Source organism: Nocardia coffeae, assembly GCF_019890715.1.
GTDB classification, from domain to species: Bacteria; Actinomycetota; Actinomycetes; order Mycobacteriales; family Mycobacteriaceae; genus Nocardia; species Nocardia jiangxiensis.
The window spans coordinates 86167-102358 of the sequence record NZ_JAINZY010000006.1; the positions used below are offsets into that span (position 1 = coordinate 86167).

At 67.3% G+C, this 16192-nt stretch carries 17 protein-coding genes; 6 read left to right on the forward strand and 11 right to left on the reverse strand.

From position 1 onward, the window contains the following. Positions 1-71: 71 nt before the first annotated feature. Positions 72-1121, reverse strand: a complete 1050-nt coding sequence (locus K7711_RS22420) for a sigma-70 family RNA polymerase sigma factor (RefSeq protein WP_268929404.1) — start codon at positions 1119-1121, stop codon at positions 72-74. Between the two features lie 113 nt (positions 1122-1234). On the opposite strand from K7711_RS22420, the gene K7711_RS22425 reads away from it, so the two are divergent. Next, positions 1235-1843 carry a dihydrofolate reductase family protein gene (locus tag K7711_RS22425; protein ID WP_222971415.1) on the forward strand — a complete coding sequence of 203 codons (609 nt, stop codon included), beginning with the start codon at positions 1235-1237 and terminating at the stop codon, positions 1841-1843. A gap of 60 nt (positions 1844-1903) precedes the next feature. On the opposite strand, the gene K7711_RS22430 is transcribed toward K7711_RS22425, so the two are convergent. Both K7711_RS22430 and K7711_RS22435 read right to left on the reverse strand, forming a co-directional pair. Further along, the gene (locus K7711_RS22430; protein WP_222971416.1) at positions 1904-2479 is read right to left on the reverse strand and encodes an NUDIX domain-containing protein; all 576 of its coding nucleotides are present in this window, start codon (positions 2477-2479) and stop codon (positions 1904-1906) included. Positions 2480-2553: 74 nt separating this feature from the next. Next, positions 2554-3492 carry an SDR family NAD(P)-dependent oxidoreductase gene (locus K7711_RS22435; protein WP_222971417.1) on the reverse strand — a complete coding sequence of 313 codons (939 nt, stop codon included), beginning with the start codon at positions 3490-3492 and terminating at the stop codon, positions 2554-2556. A 152-nt stretch (positions 3493-3644) separates the two neighbouring features. Between K7711_RS22435 and K7711_RS22440 the strand changes: the two genes are divergently transcribed. Then, the gene (locus K7711_RS22440; RefSeq protein WP_222971418.1) at positions 3645-4448 is read left to right on the forward strand and encodes an LLM class flavin-dependent oxidoreductase; all 804 of its coding nucleotides are present in this window, start codon (positions 3645-3647) and stop codon (positions 4446-4448) included. 64 nt (positions 4449-4512) lie between these two features. Here K7711_RS22440 and K7711_RS22445 read toward each other — a convergent pair whose 3' ends face one another. Next, a complete protein-coding gene (locus K7711_RS22445) occupies positions 4513-5310 on the reverse strand; it encodes a hypothetical protein (protein WP_222971419.1) in 798 nt (265 codons plus the stop codon). 84 nt (positions 5311-5394) lie between these two features. Then, the gene (locus K7711_RS22450) at positions 5395-6402 is read right to left on the reverse strand and encodes an amidohydrolase family protein (protein ID WP_235747618.1); all 1008 of its coding nucleotides are present in this window, start codon (positions 6400-6402) and stop codon (positions 5395-5397) included. A gap of 4 nt (positions 6403-6406) precedes the next feature. On the opposite strand from K7711_RS22450, the gene K7711_RS22455 reads away from it, so the two are divergent. Then, positions 6407-6739 carry a winged helix-turn-helix transcriptional regulator gene (locus K7711_RS22455; protein ID WP_222971421.1) on the forward strand — a complete coding sequence of 111 codons (333 nt, stop codon included), beginning with the start codon at positions 6407-6409 and terminating at the stop codon, positions 6737-6739. Between the two features lie 25 nt (positions 6740-6764). Here K7711_RS22455 and K7711_RS22460 read toward each other — a convergent pair whose 3' ends face one another. Together K7711_RS22460 and K7711_RS47730 are read right to left on the reverse strand one after the other, a co-directional pair. Next, entirely contained in the window at positions 6765-8168 is a 1404-nt protein-coding gene (locus K7711_RS22460; protein ID WP_222971422.1) for a CYTH and CHAD domain-containing protein, read from the reverse strand. Positions 8169-8218: 50 nt separating this feature from the next. Next, positions 8219-8680 (reverse strand): hypothetical protein, encoded by a 462-nt coding sequence (locus K7711_RS47730; RefSeq protein ID WP_235747619.1) that lies wholly within the window; start codon positions 8678-8680, stop codon positions 8219-8221. 228 nt (positions 8681-8908) lie between these two features. Between K7711_RS47730 and K7711_RS22470 the strand changes: the two genes are divergently transcribed. Continuing rightward, complete coding sequence (locus K7711_RS22470; RefSeq protein ID WP_222971764.1) at positions 8909-9349, forward strand: carboxymuconolactone decarboxylase family protein; 441 nt, start codon at positions 8909-8911, stop codon at positions 9347-9349. Between the two features lie 57 nt (positions 9350-9406). On the opposite strand, the gene K7711_RS22475 is transcribed toward K7711_RS22470, so the two are convergent. From K7711_RS22475 to K7711_RS22485, 3 genes are all read right to left on the reverse strand, one after another. After that, a complete protein-coding gene (locus tag K7711_RS22475; protein WP_222971423.1) occupies positions 9407-10090 on the reverse strand; it encodes a type 1 glutamine amidotransferase domain-containing protein in 684 nt (227 codons plus the stop codon). Positions 10091-10117: 27 nt separating this feature from the next. Further along, positions 10118-11035, reverse strand: coding sequence for an acetoacetate decarboxylase family protein (locus K7711_RS22480; RefSeq protein WP_222971424.1), 918 nt, complete (start codon positions 11033-11035; stop codon positions 10118-10120). 103 nt (positions 11036-11138) lie between these two features. Beyond that, positions 11139-11717 (reverse strand): TetR/AcrR family transcriptional regulator, encoded by a 579-nt coding sequence (locus K7711_RS22485; RefSeq protein ID WP_222971425.1) that lies wholly within the window; start codon positions 11715-11717, stop codon positions 11139-11141. Between the two features lie 61 nt (positions 11718-11778). Between K7711_RS22485 and K7711_RS22490 the strand changes: the two genes are divergently transcribed. Beyond that, positions 11779-13059: an NADH:flavin oxidoreductase/NADH oxidase family protein gene (locus tag K7711_RS22490; protein ID WP_222971426.1), complete on the forward strand. Its 1281-nt coding sequence runs from the start codon at positions 11779-11781 to the stop codon at positions 13057-13059. A gap of 64 nt (positions 13060-13123) precedes the next feature. Continuing rightward, positions 13124-14653 carry an FAD-dependent oxidoreductase gene (locus K7711_RS22495; protein ID WP_222971427.1) on the forward strand — a complete coding sequence of 510 codons (1530 nt, stop codon included), beginning with the start codon at positions 13124-13126 and terminating at the stop codon, positions 14651-14653. A gap of 137 nt (positions 14654-14790) precedes the next feature. Here K7711_RS22495 and K7711_RS22500 read toward each other — a convergent pair whose 3' ends face one another. Further along, a complete protein-coding gene (locus tag K7711_RS22500) occupies positions 14791-16068 on the reverse strand; it encodes a GAF domain-containing protein (RefSeq protein ID WP_222971428.1) in 1278 nt (425 codons plus the stop codon). Positions 16069-16192 lie beyond the last annotated feature (124 nt).

The following is a 16192-nucleotide window of genomic DNA, read 5'->3' on the forward strand; positions in this document are numbered from 1 at the left end:
GCCGTCTCACGGGAGCAGCGCCGACACATCTCTTCCCGCGGCTAGGAGTCCACGATGGACTCGAAGGCGCTCTACTGCGCACTCGGAAGGGATTGCGGCAGGGCGAATATGGACAGGACACTGTTTTCGAAGCGGGTCATGGCGCCGATTCGGTCGCCGACGAGGGTCAGGACGAACAGGCCTGCTCCGTGGATGCCGGTGGGGGTGTGTCGGTAGACCCCGAATGCAGGCTGGCCGTTGGCTCGCGTAGGCACCAGTTCGAATCGCTGTCCCGTGCCGAAAATGAGTGCGCAGAAGCGGGCCACGTTGTCTCGGCCCCGGTATTCCAGCGGCATCGGTGGCATCGACATGAAGACGTCGTCGGTCAACAGAGCCACCAACGCACCGATGTCGGCAGATTCGTAGGCGCTGACGAACTTCGCCACGATCGCGTCCTCGGCAGGCGAGTCGCCGGCAGGCGGTTTCGCTCGGGTCGTGGTCACCGGCCCTCGGCGCTGCATTCCCGCACGCGCGCGTTTGAGGGCGCTTTTGACCGATTCGACGGTCGTGTCCAGCATGTCGGCCACTTCGTTCGCGTGGAATCCGAGGACGTCGCGCAGGATGAGGACGGCGAGCTGGCGAGGCGGCAAGATCTGCAGGGCGGTCACGAAGGCCAGGGAAATGGATTCGGCTTGCTCGTAGCGCGCCTCCGGACCGAGCGGCACACTGATCGCACCGTCCAGGAGGGCGTCGGGATAGGGCTCGAGCCAGTGGATTTCGCCGAGTCCCGTGGGTTCGGGGGGTTCCATTCCCGGGATGTCCCACTGCTGTGCGGGACGTCGGCGAGCGGAGCGCAGCGCGTCGAGGCACCGGTTGGTGGCGATGCGGTAGAGCCAGGTGCGAACCGACGCGCGCCCGTCGAATCGTTCGAGACCTCGCCACGCGGCGAGCATCGTGTCCTGGAGAGCGTCCTCGGCATCCTGAAACGATCCGAGCATCCGATAGCAGTGCACCTGTAGCTCGCGACGGTGTGGTTCGGTCAGCGCGCGGAATGCCTCGCCGTCGCCGGCCTGTGCCCTGGACATCAGGTCCGTTCTCGCCGGCTCCACTCCCGCCGCTTCATTCCTCGTGTGCAGTTCCATGCCGTATGGACACCGGCCGAGGCGCGAACGGGGCGGTCGCGCAGCGCCTCCTTTTCCGATGTCGCGGCGTCGATACCGGTGACAGCCGACAACATCGTCGAAGGAGCACGGAAATGGGAAAGATCGTCATCAGCTCGAATGTCACACTCGATGGCGTGGTCCAGGACCCGGACGGTGAGGAGGGCTTCGCGCGGGGCGGCTGGTTCCACCAGTTCGTAGCGGGCAAGGACCTCGAAGACTGGGTCGCCCGCGAGACGCGGGAAGCGCTGAATGCCGAGGCGCTCCTGCTGGGCGGGCGGAGCAGTGAGTGGTTCGCGGCCCGGATGCTGGCGCGCGACGGCGCGGATCTCCGCGTCAGCCCCGAGTGGGCGAACAGGGTGAGAAGTATGCCCAAGTACATCGTGTCGTCGACTCTCGAAGATCCCCGGTGGAACAACGCCACGGTTCTCGACGGTGATGTGGTCCAGGAGATTTCGGAGCTGAAGCGGAAAGTGGACGGGGAGATCCTGGTCTACGGCAGCTATCGCCTCGTGCGCACACTGATGGAACAGAGCCTGGCCGACGAACTGCGGCTGGTCGTTTTCCCCGTCGTGCTGGGAACCGGCCTGCGAATCTTCGACGAGACCAGCGACAGGACGCCGCTGCGCCTGGTCGACACACGAAAGATGGGTGAGGGCCTGGTGTTTCACACCTACGAATTCGTGCGAGGCCAACGGCTGTAGACGGCGGCGAAGTCGCGTTCGTCGGTGTTGCTGTCCAGCGCCAGGGGCAACTTCTCGCCGTCAGGCGCAGTTCTGGGATGTCAGCCCGGCGCGGAGCTTGGTGAGGAAACGCCCGAGGTGCGGGTCGGAGTCCGGGATGGTGGGGGAGTCGATGTCCCACCAGTGGCCGCCGTCGAATTCCCCTGGGTCCAATGCGTAATCGCGGTTGCGGGATCCGCGGATGACGTACCACAGGGAGACGTCGGTGTGGGGGAGGGCTTTGCCGACGGTCTGTGTCACGGTCAGGAACAGCGGAGTGTCGCCGACGACGGTGAATTCGGCATCGATGTCGAGTTCTTCGGCCACCTCTCGTCTGGCTGCGGTGAGCGGGTGTTCTCCCGGTTCGATGTGCCCGCCCATCGGCAGGTGCAGTCCGGCCAGAAGGTGTCGGCCGAGGAAGACGCCGGATTCGTCGGGGTCGACGAGGACGACGTAGGAGACCAGGTGCCGGGGTGGGGTTGCGGGCTTGGCGCGGCGGAAGATGTCGTCGGTGTCGGCGAGCCAGGCCAGCGTGTGGTCGATATGTTGCTGTTCGAGGGGGTCCAGCGGTGCGATTGCTTGCACGACGTCGTGGACGAGGGCGGTGGCGGGGTGCATGCCCGTGGACCATAGCTGCGGGTACCGACAATTCGAGGTTCGGACGTCCTCGGGATGACGGCAGGTCGGAGTCGTCACTTTCGGAGTTGCCTAGCCGGACGCTCCAACGGATCCAAACCGGTCAGGGCAGCACTGGCAGCCCAGAGCCTGGCGGCGGCCTCCAGGTCGGTCATGTGCGCGTGCGGTGTTTCGCGGCGCGGTCGTCCACGGAGGCCGAAAACCCTTGGCCCCCACAGTTGTCCACCGGTGATCTCGGTGTCGAGGACGGCTCGGACGATGCTCTGGGCGCCTGCGTGTTTGCCGTGCAGCGCAATGCCTGCGGGCAGTCCGCGCAGGCGCTGGGCCGTGGTGCTGACGAACAACGGCGGCCTCGACGGGGTCAGCGAATCCAGGGCACCACCGGGATGGGCGACGATGCCGGCGGTGTCGGCGCCGCGTGCGCGCAGTCGGCGATCCAATTCGAAACCGAACAGCATCTGGGCCAGTTTCGATCGACCGTAGGTGCGCTTGGGCCGATAGTCGCGCTCGGACTGCAGATCGTCGAGGTCCAGCAGTTCCGACCGCGCGGCGAAGCTGCCGACCGTGATCACCCGGCTGTGCGCGGCGGCGGTCAGCATCGGCGCCAAATGAGCGACCAACGCGAAGTGGCCGAGATGGTTTGTCGCGAACATCAATTCGTGCCCCTGAGCGTTCACGCGGCGTTCGGGGCCCGACAGCAGTATCCCGGCGTTGAGCACGACCGCGTCCAGGCGTTCGACGTCGAGGGCGTCGACCGTCGCGGGTAGCGACGACAGGTCCGCCAGGTCCAGGCGCACCGACCGCAGTCGAGCGGCCGGAACCCGCACTCGGATCGCCTGTATCGCGAGGTCGGCCTTGGCGGCGTCACGACAGCCCAGCACGACGTCGGCGCCCTCGGCCGCGAGTTGCTCCGCGACGAAATATCCGATACCCGCACTGGCGCCGGTAACCAGAATCGTTTTCCCCTCGGCGCGACACCCGCTGTTCAACGTCATGCCGGCAACCCTGACACCGTGCTCTTGCACCGCTCTGACATTCCACTGGCGTACCGGCCCATCCCGATCGCAGGGCCCTCGGCTGCACCGATGAATTTCGGCCGGATCCGTCGTCGAAACCTCCGGATGCACCGACAGACAGGAGTCCTGGCATGACGAAGCCGTTTCGATTCGGGGTCGTTGCCCCGCTCACAACCGACCTGCCGACGTGGCGAGATCGCGTGCGTCGCATCGCCGACAGCGGCTACTCGACGCTGCTGGTGCCCGACGTCCCGCGCTGGCAACCCGCGCCCGGTCCCTTGGTGGCCACCGCCGCGGCCCTCACCGACCTGCGCGTGGGCACGTGGGTGTACGCCTCTCCGTTGCGTCCGGCCTGGATGACGGCGTGGGAGGCGCACTCGCTGTCGCTGTTGACCGACGGTCGGTTCGAGTTCGGAATCGGCACCGGCAGGCCGGGAATCGAGGACGAACTGCGCGAACTGGGACTGCCCGTGGTCCCGCCCAGTGAGCGACTGGACCAGGTGCGTGAAACCATCAGGGCGCTGCGAGATCTCGATGGCCCCGATCGTCACACGCCGGTGGTGATGGCCGTGCGCGGTCCCAAGGCCCGGGTTCTGGCGGCCGAGGTCGCGGACACCGTCACCTTCGCACTGCGACAACACGAGTCCCGTGCCGAAGTCACCCGGCTGGCACACGAATTCCGCACGCGCGGAGAGCTCGAGCTCGCGCTGCACGTGCCGATCATCGGTGACGCGGTCGCGCCGTTCATGGCCCCGCCCGATACCGATGTCGCTGCGCTTCCGGCGGATTCACTGGCCGTACTTCCGAAGGACCCGGTCGCCGCCGCCGAGGAAATCCAGCGGCGGCGGGAGGAGATCGGGTTCTCCTACTTCGTATTCGGCGCAGACTCCGCCGACACGTTGGCACCGGTCGTGGCCGAACTGGCCGGGCGTTAGTTCGGACCGGCGTGGGATGACCCGAGGCGGCACTCGCCAGTCGGCCGGGACGACGCGAACTCGATCACGCGAAGTCGGCCGTGATGTAGTTCGCCGCCGCGGTCGTCCAGGGCACGTTCATGCCCGGCATGTTCTGCGCCGAGTAGAGCACATGCTGGCCCTGCGGATACGGGGTCAGGTAGCCGATCACACCGTTGACCGCCTCGGTATAGCGTTGCAGGTTGGTCAGCGGGTTCCCCATCAGGAATTCCAGCAGCTGGGCGAAGATCAGATAGCCCACATTGCCCAGGCGCGCGCCTTCGACGAACGAGAACGGGGAGATTCCCACATCGATGATGCGTAGCGGCGAATCGGCCGGTGAGGCGGTGATGATGTCGCCCGGATTCGCATACTCCCGGGTCGCGACCGCGCCGGGCCAGGTTCCGCGCTGGCCGTGCAGGCCGAATGTCGTTGGCGGGCACAGGTTGTTCACTGAATCTCCCGCTTTGCGCAGCGGATTGGCGATGAAGACGGCGAACGCGATCTCCAGGGGACTGCCGTCGGTGTTGGTGTACTGCCCCGACGCCACCCCCTCGAGGATATGGCTGGCGCAGATCCCGCCCAGCGAATAGCTCAGCAGCCCACAGACATTCGGCGATTGCTGGATCGCCTGCACGCCCGCGGCGGTGCCCAGTTGCACCGAGGTGTCCAGCGACGGTCCCCACAGATTCGGGTCCGGGCCGACCGAGGCGGGCCAGTCGGGTTCGAAGAAACTGAAACTATCGGTCGAGAGTAGATCGGTGATCGAGGCCAGCATTCCCGCGGGCGATCCGTCCGCGTTCCGCGTCTCCCCGGTCCCTCGCAGCGTGATGATGTCGATCATGGGTTCTCCTTGATCGCAACGGTTTTCCGGTACCTCCAGGGTAGAACCGAAGTGGTGATTCGGAACACATGTCGGCGTTGTTCCTCACTGATCGATCCCTGCGGGCGGCGAGGTCGTGGCATGGTCGCGCGATCCGGGTTCCGGACGGCGCTCGTCGACGACGATCCGGCCGTTCAGGATCGTCGTGCGTAGTGCGCGGAGGTTGCCGATGTCGGCGGTGGGATCGGCGGCCAGCATGATCAGGTCGGCGCGCTTGCCGGGTGCCAGGACGCCGATGTCGGGGCGGGCGCACTGCCGCGCCGCGCCGCTGGTGGCCGCGACGAGCGTCTGGACGGGCGTCATCCCGGCGGCGACCATCAGCTCGGCCTCTTCCAGCGTGTTCGCCCCGAATATGCCTCGGCCGGTGAAGGTATCGCTGCCCAGTGCGATGCGCACGCCGGCATCGGCGACCTTCCCGAGGTTGCCGCGGGCGTCCGGGTGGATCGCGTCGTGGATCCAGAGCGTCGGCGTGTAGGTGACGTCGCGGTCGATCATCAGCTCGATCAGCGAATCGTCGGTGATGGGTTCGATCGTGACGCCGTGTTCCAGACCGTCCGCCCCGGCCTCGATCGCCTCACGCGCCGCGACCTGCTGGGTGGTGTGCACGGTCACCCGCAGTCCTCGGTCGTGTCCGGTGTCGATACCCGCCCGAAGGAGATCCAGGGGCAACCGCACCAGTTCGACACCGGCCGGGAAAGCGGGATTCTGCCAGCGGTATTTCGGTGAGTCGTGGTGTGCGCAGGCACCTTCCGAGAGAAGTTTTATCGCGTCGACTTCGCGGTCGGCCAGTTGATGTACCAGGTCGCGCATCTGCCGCACGTTGTCGATCTCGCCGGTGAATCGTGCACGCGCCCAAGGGTTGCCGCTGAAGATGGTGGACGCGGGGTGACCGTCGCGCCGGGTGATGCCGCAGCCGGTCGCCAGCAGCCTGGGGCCGCGCAGCGTGCCCGCGGCGATCCGGGCTCGTGTCCCGAGGATCCCGTCGGTCGGATCGCCGACCGATTTGATGGTGGTGACGCCGTGCTGCAGGAACAGGTCGAGTCGTCCGGGCAACTCGTTGCGCTGGACCGGACTCCTGGTCGACCTGCTTCTCCAGCGCCCGGCGAGATTCAACGAATTGCACGCCGCGCTGCCCACCCTGTCCAAGCGCGTCCTGAGCGAGCGACTCGCCGAACTTCAGAACGTCGCACTGGTCGAGCGTGAGGTGGATCCCGGGCCGCCGATCACCGCGACCTATCGGCTCACCGAACGTGGTCGTGCGCTCGGCCCCGCGATGGACGCGCTACGGGTGTGGGCCGGTGCGCCCGTCGACGATCAGGGGCGTCCGATCCCACCGGGAGCGGACGCAGACGACACCGCCGAGCGGGACCGCCCCGCCGCGGTGGAGTAGATCTTCGGCCACGCGCTGGTCGCAGTTACTTTCGCGCCGAACGCCGTGCTCGCGCCGACCTGCCGTGCAGAGACTGCTCGATCGCGGCGGCGCGGGCGGATTCCTCGCCGTAGAGCAGGCCGTAGGTGAAGCCGTTGCCGCCGGAGAGGTGCGCCTGGATGCCGAGCGTGCGCAGCTCCCCGCGCGCGACGACGGCATCGTGGTGGTCGCCGAGTAGTTTCTGGAGCTTCTTCATCCGCCGGGCGTCCTTCCGGTGACCGGTCGCCTCCGCCGCGTACCGGCTGCGTTTCGCCGCCTTGCGCACCTCGTGCAGACCGCGATCGGCGCCGAGGCTGTCGACCCTTTCGAAGGCGCGCTCGACGCGGCGATGCGTCTTGCGCAGTGCCTTCGCTTCTCGTTTGCTGCTCATCGGCAGCGAATCGAGGTCCTCGAGACCGTTCAGCAGCGTGAAGTAGCGGTCGCTGTGCAAGGCATCGATGACGTGATCGCGGGCGGTCGCTCGACGACGGGCGAATGTCCGGGTGAGCTCTCGGCGCACATCGCCGAGTACCAATTCGTCCGGCAACGCGTCGAGCTGGTCGACGAGATGCCCCTGTAAGACGTCGACATCCCGCGCCTCGCCCAAAACCCCTGCCAGCCACTTCAATTCGTCACGCAGCGGTCGAGATCCCCCGAACGCCTGCAGCACGCTGCGCAGTCGGCGACCGGCCACTCGCATCTGGTGCACCGAGTCGGGAGCTTGTCGGCGGACTCGCGTGTCCTGCCGGATCATCTCGTCCAGTTGCCTACGGAAGTATCGGGAGACCTCGTGCTTCGGCAATGGCCGCGCGATGATGCGGTCGCCGAGCAGGTGTAACAGCTTCGGCGGGCTGTCCAGTGGTTTGCCGAGCCTGGTCTCGACGGCGTCGAATACGGTCCGGTCGCCGCCGACCAATTCGACCTCAGCCTCCTGCCACGCCTGGACGGTCGACGACCGGCCGAGCGTCTGGGCGGACACCTCGTCGGCGACGACCTCCGCGGACACGTCGTCCCGGACATCCAGCAGACGCCACTGCCGCCGTTTGGTCCGGATGTGCGCGACCGGTGTCAGCGGCTCGCCTCTGGTGATCCCCAGTACGACCTCGGCCAGCTCACGCGGCACGCCCGCGGCCGTGTCGCCCGGCGGCATCCGGATCTCCTCCCGGCTGTCGCTGTTCTGCGCGGACGGCAGCTTCAAGTGCCAGCCCGCATCGGCGCCACCGGTCCTGCGGCGCAGCGTGATACCCCTGGCGGCCAGCCTGAGGTCGGCCGTGTCGTAATAGACGGCATCGAGCAGCTGCTGTTCCGGGGCCGGGTCGAGTGTCATCCCCGCAATGCCATCGAGCGCGGCACCACCCGTGTCCGGCAACCGGTATTTACGTTCCGTTTCTTTCGCTCGAGTGACCACCATGTCGGTCGGATACCACCGAGTTCGGCCGCCAATCGCAGCTCGGACGATACTTATCCGCCGAAGCCGACCAGCCCGTCGGCGAGTGTGCCGATCTGCAGGGCCGCCAGCGCCTGCCGACGCGTATCGGGGCAGTTCTGCGTCGTGATGCGGTCCACGATCGTGCGATCCGCGATCACCTGGGTGTTGAGCCCGCCGTTGCGGGCGGCCCAATCGTGCACGATGAAATTGAAGTCCGCCTTGCGGGCCGTGGAGCCCTGATCGCGCCACTCGCCGATCTTCGGAGAGATCATGTCGCACAACTGCTTTGCCGCCTCCGGAGTCACCCGATCGGGCCGCGGGATATCCGCTGTCGCGGACGGGGAGACGAAGGTGATGGTGATGCCCGAGTGCGAGGTCGGTGTCGTGGGCAGCGGACCGGCGCCTGTGGTGCACCCGGTCACCGTGGCCAGGCACATCAGCGCTGCGGTGAGAGCGATGGTCGTCTGTCGGATCGGATACACGTGCATTCCCATGGCCGGAGGTCATCCAATTGTCCAGTGATGCCGCACATTCCGTGCGGCAATCGGATGAGGTCGCGGACCGGGAGCTCGGTGCCACAGGCTTGCACCGGCCCTGTCTTGCTTCATACGCAAGAGAGCATGTGCTCATAGCAACGTCACCGTAGTGTCGGCACAGGGTCGTTCCCGCAGATTCGGGAAGTCGACCGGCCTATCTATCCGAGGAGAATCGCGATGGCCCGCATGAAGAACCCGGCACGGATCCTGCCCGACACGCAGCGGGCGATACAGGCCCTCACCGTGGCGACCCGCAGTGGCGGCGTTCCCGAAGCGACCCTGGAGCTGGTCCATATTCGGGCCAGCCAGATCAACGGTTGCGGGTTCTGCGTCGACAACGGCGTGCGGTCGGCGCGCGCGAACGGAGAATCCGAGGACCGGCTGGCCGCAGTGGCCGTCTGGCGGGGGACGCCGTACTTCACCGACGCCGAGCGGGCCGCTCTGGACCTGGCCGAGCACGCGACTCGCCTCGCCGACCGCAGCGACGCGGTGCCTGATGCGGTGTGGGACAACGCGGCAAGTCACTATGACGAGAAAGCGCTTGCCGCACTTGTGGTTTCGATCGCGACCACGAACTTCTTCAATCGAATCCTGGTCACCACCGAACAGGTCGCCGGTAGTTGGTGATCCCGATGCGCTGCAACAGTTTCGACGCCTCCTCTCGCTCATGGTCCAGGCTCGGTGTCACAGCAGAGCGGCGATCTTCTTCGCGGTTTCCTTCGCCGATCCGGGGTTCTGCCCGGTGACGAGGTTGCCGTCGACCACGGCGTAGGACACGAACGGTAGTTTCGCCTTCTCGTAGCGGGCGCCGCGCTTGTTCATCTCTGCCTCGGCGTTGTAGGGCACGAGTTTGTCCACGCGGGCGAGAACCTCTTCCTGCCAGGCGAATCCGGTGACCTTGCGTCCGGCGACGAGGTAGGAGCCGTCGGAGAGCGTGGTGTCGAGCAGGCCGCAGTAGCCGTGGCAGACCGAGGCGACGATGCCTCCGCGTTCGAAGATCTCCCGGGTGATGCGCTGCAACCCCTCGCTGCCGGGGAAGTCGTACATCACCGCGTGCCCGCCGGTGAAGTAGATGGCGTCGTAGTCGGCCGAGTCGATGTCGTCGGGGCCGACCGTGTTCTCCAGCAGCGTCATTCGTGCCGAATCGGCGCGCCATGCCCTGGCGGTCTTGTCGTAGTTCGGGAACTTCAGCGACCGCGGTTCCAGAGGTGCGGGCCCACCCGCCGGGCTGACCAGGGTCTGGTCGAACCCGTGCTGTTCGAAGACCTGCCAAGCGTGCGTGAGCTCGGAGAGCCACAGGCCGGTGGGGTGATTCGGATCGTCGTAGTGGCCGACATTGGTGACGACGTTCAAGATGCGCTTGGTCATATGTGGTCGTCCTTCGTGAGTAGTTGATCAGCCCCGGGTGCGAACCGAGGTGGGGACCGGCATGTGGAGTGCGTTCTGTCCTTCGGTCATGACATCGAGCCGGATCGTCCTGATCGGCCGCAGCGAACGGATGTCGTCGGCGACACGGCCGACGCCGAGTTGCAGGTCGACGCCGCGGGGCAGGGTCGCGGTACCGGCGGACAGGACGTTGGTCTGACTCAGCGTCGAGTGCCAGGCGCCATCGATCGTCGTGTACGAGGTCAGGCTCGAAACCTGTTCGCCCGAAACATGTTTCATCTGGTGCGGGGTGCGCGCGGAGAAGGCCACATCGGTGTCGCCGTCGGCGTTCGCGACGCGCGCGGCGGAGTGCTCGTCGTCGATGTCGACGTCGATGTCGGTCACCCATTTGGGGAAGCCGTAGCCGTCGTGGCCACGCACCTGGGCGATGTCGCTGTTGACCGGAAGGGACAGGACGTAGGTGTGGAGGTGGTCGTTCTTCAGGCCGGTGAGCAGGTCCAGGAACCCGGGGCCGCGGTGGCGGGCGGGCTTGACCGCGATGCCGACGGCGGCCTCGGTGTAGAAGTCGATGTCACACACGTCGTAGCGGAAGAACATCACCGAGACCAGGCCCAGACCGGGGGTGAGCTCGACCGGAGCCAACTCGTGCGGGAGCCGGGAACCGATCGCGCGGGACGGCGCGATCATCGTCAGTCGCGCCGTGGAGATCCGGTAGTAGAAGTTCGGTGTCCAGGTCGGGCCGATCGGCGAGTCGACCTTCGTCTTCGGCATCCGCCGGAAGAACTCGACACCGCTCACCCGCGGATCGGTCGCTACGGCGTCGAGGTCGGTGCACATCCGGTAGCGGTCGTAGAGGCCGCCCTGCGCGACGTCGACCGGGCGGCCGCCGAGATCGACGGTGACCGTCTGTGACGTGGTCGCACCCATGAACACTCCTTATGTTGACATCGCTAACATCGACGACGTTAGAGCCGAATGTGAGCACTGTCAACACCTGGTGGTGGCGGCCATGCGCGTCGGTATCGAAGGGTTACGGAGTACGCACCGAAAGGATCGCGGCGAACGCGGCGCGCACGTGATCGGCCACCTCGCGGCTCGACTGCGCCGGGAGCTTGCCGTCCAGATGCAGGAAGGCCAATCCGTGGGCCAGCGCCCATCCGGCCGAGGCCAGCGCCTCCGAGCCGCCGTCCGGAAAGACCTGTGTCATGGCCAGTTTCAGCAGATCGTGAATCTCCGCCGCGGCCTGGACCCGGTCTTCGTTGTCCACATCGCAGGCGTTGCCGAACATCAGGCGGAACAGCGCCGGTCGGCGCAGCGCGAATTCGACGTAGGTGACCGCCAGTTCGGCGAGATCGGACGTCGATGCCGGGAGCTTGCCCCCGGCGGTCAGGTCCGCCTTCAGATCGCGCAGGCCCTGTGCGGCCAACGCGGATTCCAGCGCCTCGCGGTCGGTGAAGTGCCGGTACGGCGCGGTCTGCGAGACGCCCGCGTCGCGCGCGATGGCGCGCAGTGAGAACGGTTCACCGGCTTCGAGTCGGTGCATCGCCGCCCCGAGGAGTGAGGCTCGCAGATCACCGTGATGGTAACCACTCTTCGCTGAAGTTGACACTGAACACATTCCTTTCTAGCCTCATGTTAGCAATGTAAACATACCGCTTTCAGGAGCAGCGATGTCATCCGCAGTCCCCACCTCCACCAGGCCCGGCGGTTCGGCGAAGACTTCACCGGTCTTCGCGCCGTTCACGCTCCCCAACGGCTCGGTGATCCCGAACAGGCTGGCCAAGGCCGCCATGGAGGAGAACATGGCCGTTTCCGGGCAACTCCCGGGAAAGTCCCTGTTCCGGCTGTACGAGCGCTGGAGCCGGGGCGGGGCGGGGCTGATCATCACCGGCAACGTGATGGTCCACGCACAGGCACTCACCGGGCCGGGCGGCGTTGTCCTGGATGCGGATTCGCCGCTGGAACCGTTCCGGCAGTGGGCTGCCGCCGCCAAGAGCGGTGGCGCACGGGTGTGGATGCAGATCAACCACCCGGGGCGGCAGGTCCGCGCGGACATGCCCGGCCTCGCCTGGGCGCCGTCGGCGATCCGTGTCGATGTCGGCAGGAACAGCAAGCGTTTCGCGCAGCCGGTCGCGATGACCGCGCAGCAGATCGCCGAGACCGTCGAGCGCTTCACCGAAACGGCCCGCCGCGCAGCGGAAGCCGGGTTCGACGGCGTGGAAGTCCATGCCGCGCACGGCTATCTGCTGTCCCAGTTCCTCTCGCCGCTGACCAATCGGCGCACCGACCGATGGGGCGGCAGCCTGGAGAACCGGGCACGGCTGCTGCTCGACATCGTCCGTGCGGTCCGGGGCGCGGTCGCTCCCACGTTCGCCGTCGCGGTCAAACTGAACTCGGCCGACTTCCAGCGCGGCGGTTTCGACCGCGACGACGCCGCGCGCGTGATCGAGCTGCTGGCTCCGCTCGGCGTCGACGTCGTCGAACTCTCCGGCGGCAGCTACGAGGCGCCCGCCATGACCGGCCAGGCCACCGACCAGCGGACCCGCGCCCGCGAGGCGTACTTCCTCACCCTCGCCGAAGAACTCGCGACGACCAGCCCGCTGCCGCTGATGTTGACCGGAGGGGTCGTGCGGCGGCCGGTGGCCGAGGAGGTCCTGGCCGCAGGTATCGATCTCGTGGGCATGGGCAGCGCGCTGGCCGTCGACCCCGACCTGCCGAACCGGTGGCGTCGGGACGACGCCGCCACGGTCGAGCTCGCGCCGGTACGGATGAAGGACAAGGCGGTCGCGTCCGCCGCGAGCATGTCCCGTGTGCGGCAACAACTTCGCCGCCTCGGCGCGGGTCGGCGCACACGCCCCGGAATGAACCCCGCACTCGCCCTGCTGAAGGAAACCGTTCTCCAGCAGCGCGCGCTACGTCGGTACCGCAGCTGGCCGGCCGGTCGCGCCTGACCGCGTAGGAGCGCCGCAAGCGTTGCGCCAGGATGGTGCAAGAGGGGTCGAAAATCATTGGGTCATGGATGAATTCGATGTAGTAGTAGTGGGCGCCGGGCCGGTCGGTCTCTTCCTTGCCTGTGAGCTGGGTCTGGCCGGTTGTGCTGTCCTGGTGCTCGAGCGGGAGGCGGAGCTCGGCTCGCCGTGGCGGGTGGAGCCGCTCGGGATGCGGGGTTTGTTCGCCACCTCGGCCGAGGCGTTCTACCGCCGCGGGATGCTGGGTGCCCTGCTGAAAGCGACGGGTGTCCCTGATGATTCCGGCGAGAATTCCGAGGGAGACGAACCCTCGGGCCCGCCCATGGCGGGTCACTTCGCCGGTATGGAACCCGACCCGGCCGATATCGACCTCGCCGCACTGCCGTTCCGGCTGCCCACCCCGGCGCCGGACGCCATGGTGGCCAGCCTGGACGCGGTCGAAACGGTGCTGTCGCAGCGGGCAGCCGAACTCGGTGTGCAGATCAGGCGCGGCGCCGCGGTCTCGGCCCTCGTGCAGGACGAGAACGGTGTGGTCGTGCGGGCCGGCGACCACGAATACGCGGCGCGCTGGGTCGTCGGATGCGATGGCGGACGCAGCGCGGTGCGCAAGCTCGCCGGGTTCGATTTCGAGGGCACCGAACCGCGGTTCACCGGCTACATCGCGCTCACCACCATCGCCGATCCGGAGAAGCTGGGCTCCGGGATGATCAACCGGACGCCAACCGGCACGTACGTGCGAATGTTCGCGGACGGGCAGATCGGCATGATGGATTTCGACGGCGGTGCCTTCGACCGCACACAGCCGCCGACCCGCGAGCACCTGCAGACGGTGCTGCGCCGGGTGTCGGGCACCGACGTGACGTTGAGTGAGGTCCAGCTCGCGTCGACCTTCACCGATCGGGCGAAGCAGGCGACGACCTACCGGCAGGGACGCGTCCTGCTCGCGGGCGACGCCGCGCACATCCATTCCCCGCTCGGCGGGCAGGGCCTGAACACCGGGCTCGGCGACGCGATGAACCTGGGCTGGAAACTCGCGGCGACCGTGCAGGGGAAGGCGCCGGACGGACTGCTCGACACCTACACCGGCGAACGTCATCCGATCGGCGCCCGGGTGCTCGACTGGTCGCGGGCTCAGGTGGAGGTGATGCGGCCCGACCCGCACGCCCGCGCGGTCCAGGCGGTCATCCGCGACCTGATCGCGACCCGGGACGGCGCAACCTATGTGTTCCAGAAGGTTTCGGGCTCATCGATCCGCTACGACCTGGGCAGCGAGCAGCCGCTGATCGGCCGCAGCGCACCGGATTTCCATCTCGTGGACGGCACCCGGCTGGGTGATCTGATGCGGGACGGGCATGGCGTCGCACTCGATTTCACCATCGACCGATGCCTGCGTGGCTCGGCCACGGGCTGGGCGGACCGGATCCGGTATGTGGCCGGGCCGGTGCGGAACGACCTCGGCTTCGGCGCTGTGCTGATCCGGCCCGACGGCATCGTCGCGTGGGCCGGTGATCACGCCCCCGATCGGGCAGCGTTCGAGCGAGCCGCCGGTGACTGGTTCGGCGATCCGGAAGTATGACTCGCACCTGCTTGCCGCCGACGGAGTGTTCGCCGAACTCGCCACGACGACCGAACCCGAATCGTTGACCGCCCAGAGCTGAGATTTGTCTTCGGCGACACGCGAATCCGCTCGGCAGCAAGCCTTTTCGCGAGCAGTCACCAGTTCGTCGGAAGGTGATCAATCAGGTTGCGCAGGGACGGACCGGCGATGGTGCGGACGAATGCGCATTCGCAGAGGCGTCCGGCGTCGCCGAGATCGAGGGTGAGTTCGACCGAGTCCGACAGCCGGTACGGACGGCTCTGCACCAACGAACCGAGAATCCGGCGCATACGCGAGAGTTCGGCGCGGATGGCAACGGCGTGATCCGGGTCGCCGTGCACGGCGGTGCTCAGCTCGGTGACCGACGCACCACGCCGACCGCGCAGGTGCAGCACCAGCAGGATTTCGGTGTGACGCGGGGAAAGTGGTGTACGCCAGTCATTTTCGTCACCGGTGGTGATCACGACGGGCGGGCCGGACAGGTCGAGTGTCATCCGGATCCGCGTGGTGGTGGCGCACGGGCGCACCAGCCAGCCGTCGAGCAGTGCTTCGGCGGTGCACAGGCCCAGGCCCGGGACATGCACTGCGCGTTCGGTATTGGGGATGGCGATGCGTCCGGTCGGGGACAGGCCCGTGGAGTGTGCGACCCAGCCGTGGTCGTCGATCAGCAGCGCGGGACCGGTCAGCGAGGCCAGCATGGGCATGGCGGTCTCGCGCAGGCGCCGGAGGCGCTCGTGCTGGCGGTGCAGCAACTGCCCCTCGGCGATTTCCACAGCGGCGCTGACGAGGGCGGTGAGGGCGGGGTGCAGTGTCAGCGCCGGGCCGCTGATGTCGACGACGCCGATGAGTTCGCCGGTGCGTGGGTCGTGTATCGGCGCGGCGGTGCAGTACCACGGGTGCTGCGACTGTTCGAAGTGCTCACCGGAGAACAGTTGCACGGGAACGGCTTCCACGAGTGCGGTGCCGATGGCGTTGGTGCCGACGGTGTTCTCGGTCCAGGTGGCGCCCTCCCGGAAGCCCAGATCGTCGGCGTGGCGGCGCACCTTCGCGTCGCCCGAACGCCAGAGGATCGCGCCATCGGCGTCGGTGACGACCATGATCATCTGGGAGGAGTCGGCGACTGCGGCGAGTACCCGGGACAGGTCGTCGATCACGTGGTGCAGTGGTGAGCGGTGCCGGCGTTGCTCGATGTCCTGCAGCGTGAGGACCGCGCGGGTATTGGCTCGGTCGGGCGACAACCCGGCGGCCAGAACCCGTGACCAGGATCGCGCGACCACGGTCCTGGGCTGCATGGGAAATCGGCTGCCGCTGATGACCGCATCGTGCATGCGGACGAGCTCGCGCGCGTAGCGGGGGAGGTCGGTCCCCGGGGTGATCGCGTCGAAGCTGCCCACATGTCCTTCCTCATCCGCGGGGCTCGCGCGGACCCGTGGGGGAGCACGCCGCGCCGCGCTCGTCGATGATGCAACCTCTTGCAACGATTGTGACATCGGTTCGGGTGGCGTGTGCTGTAGGTCA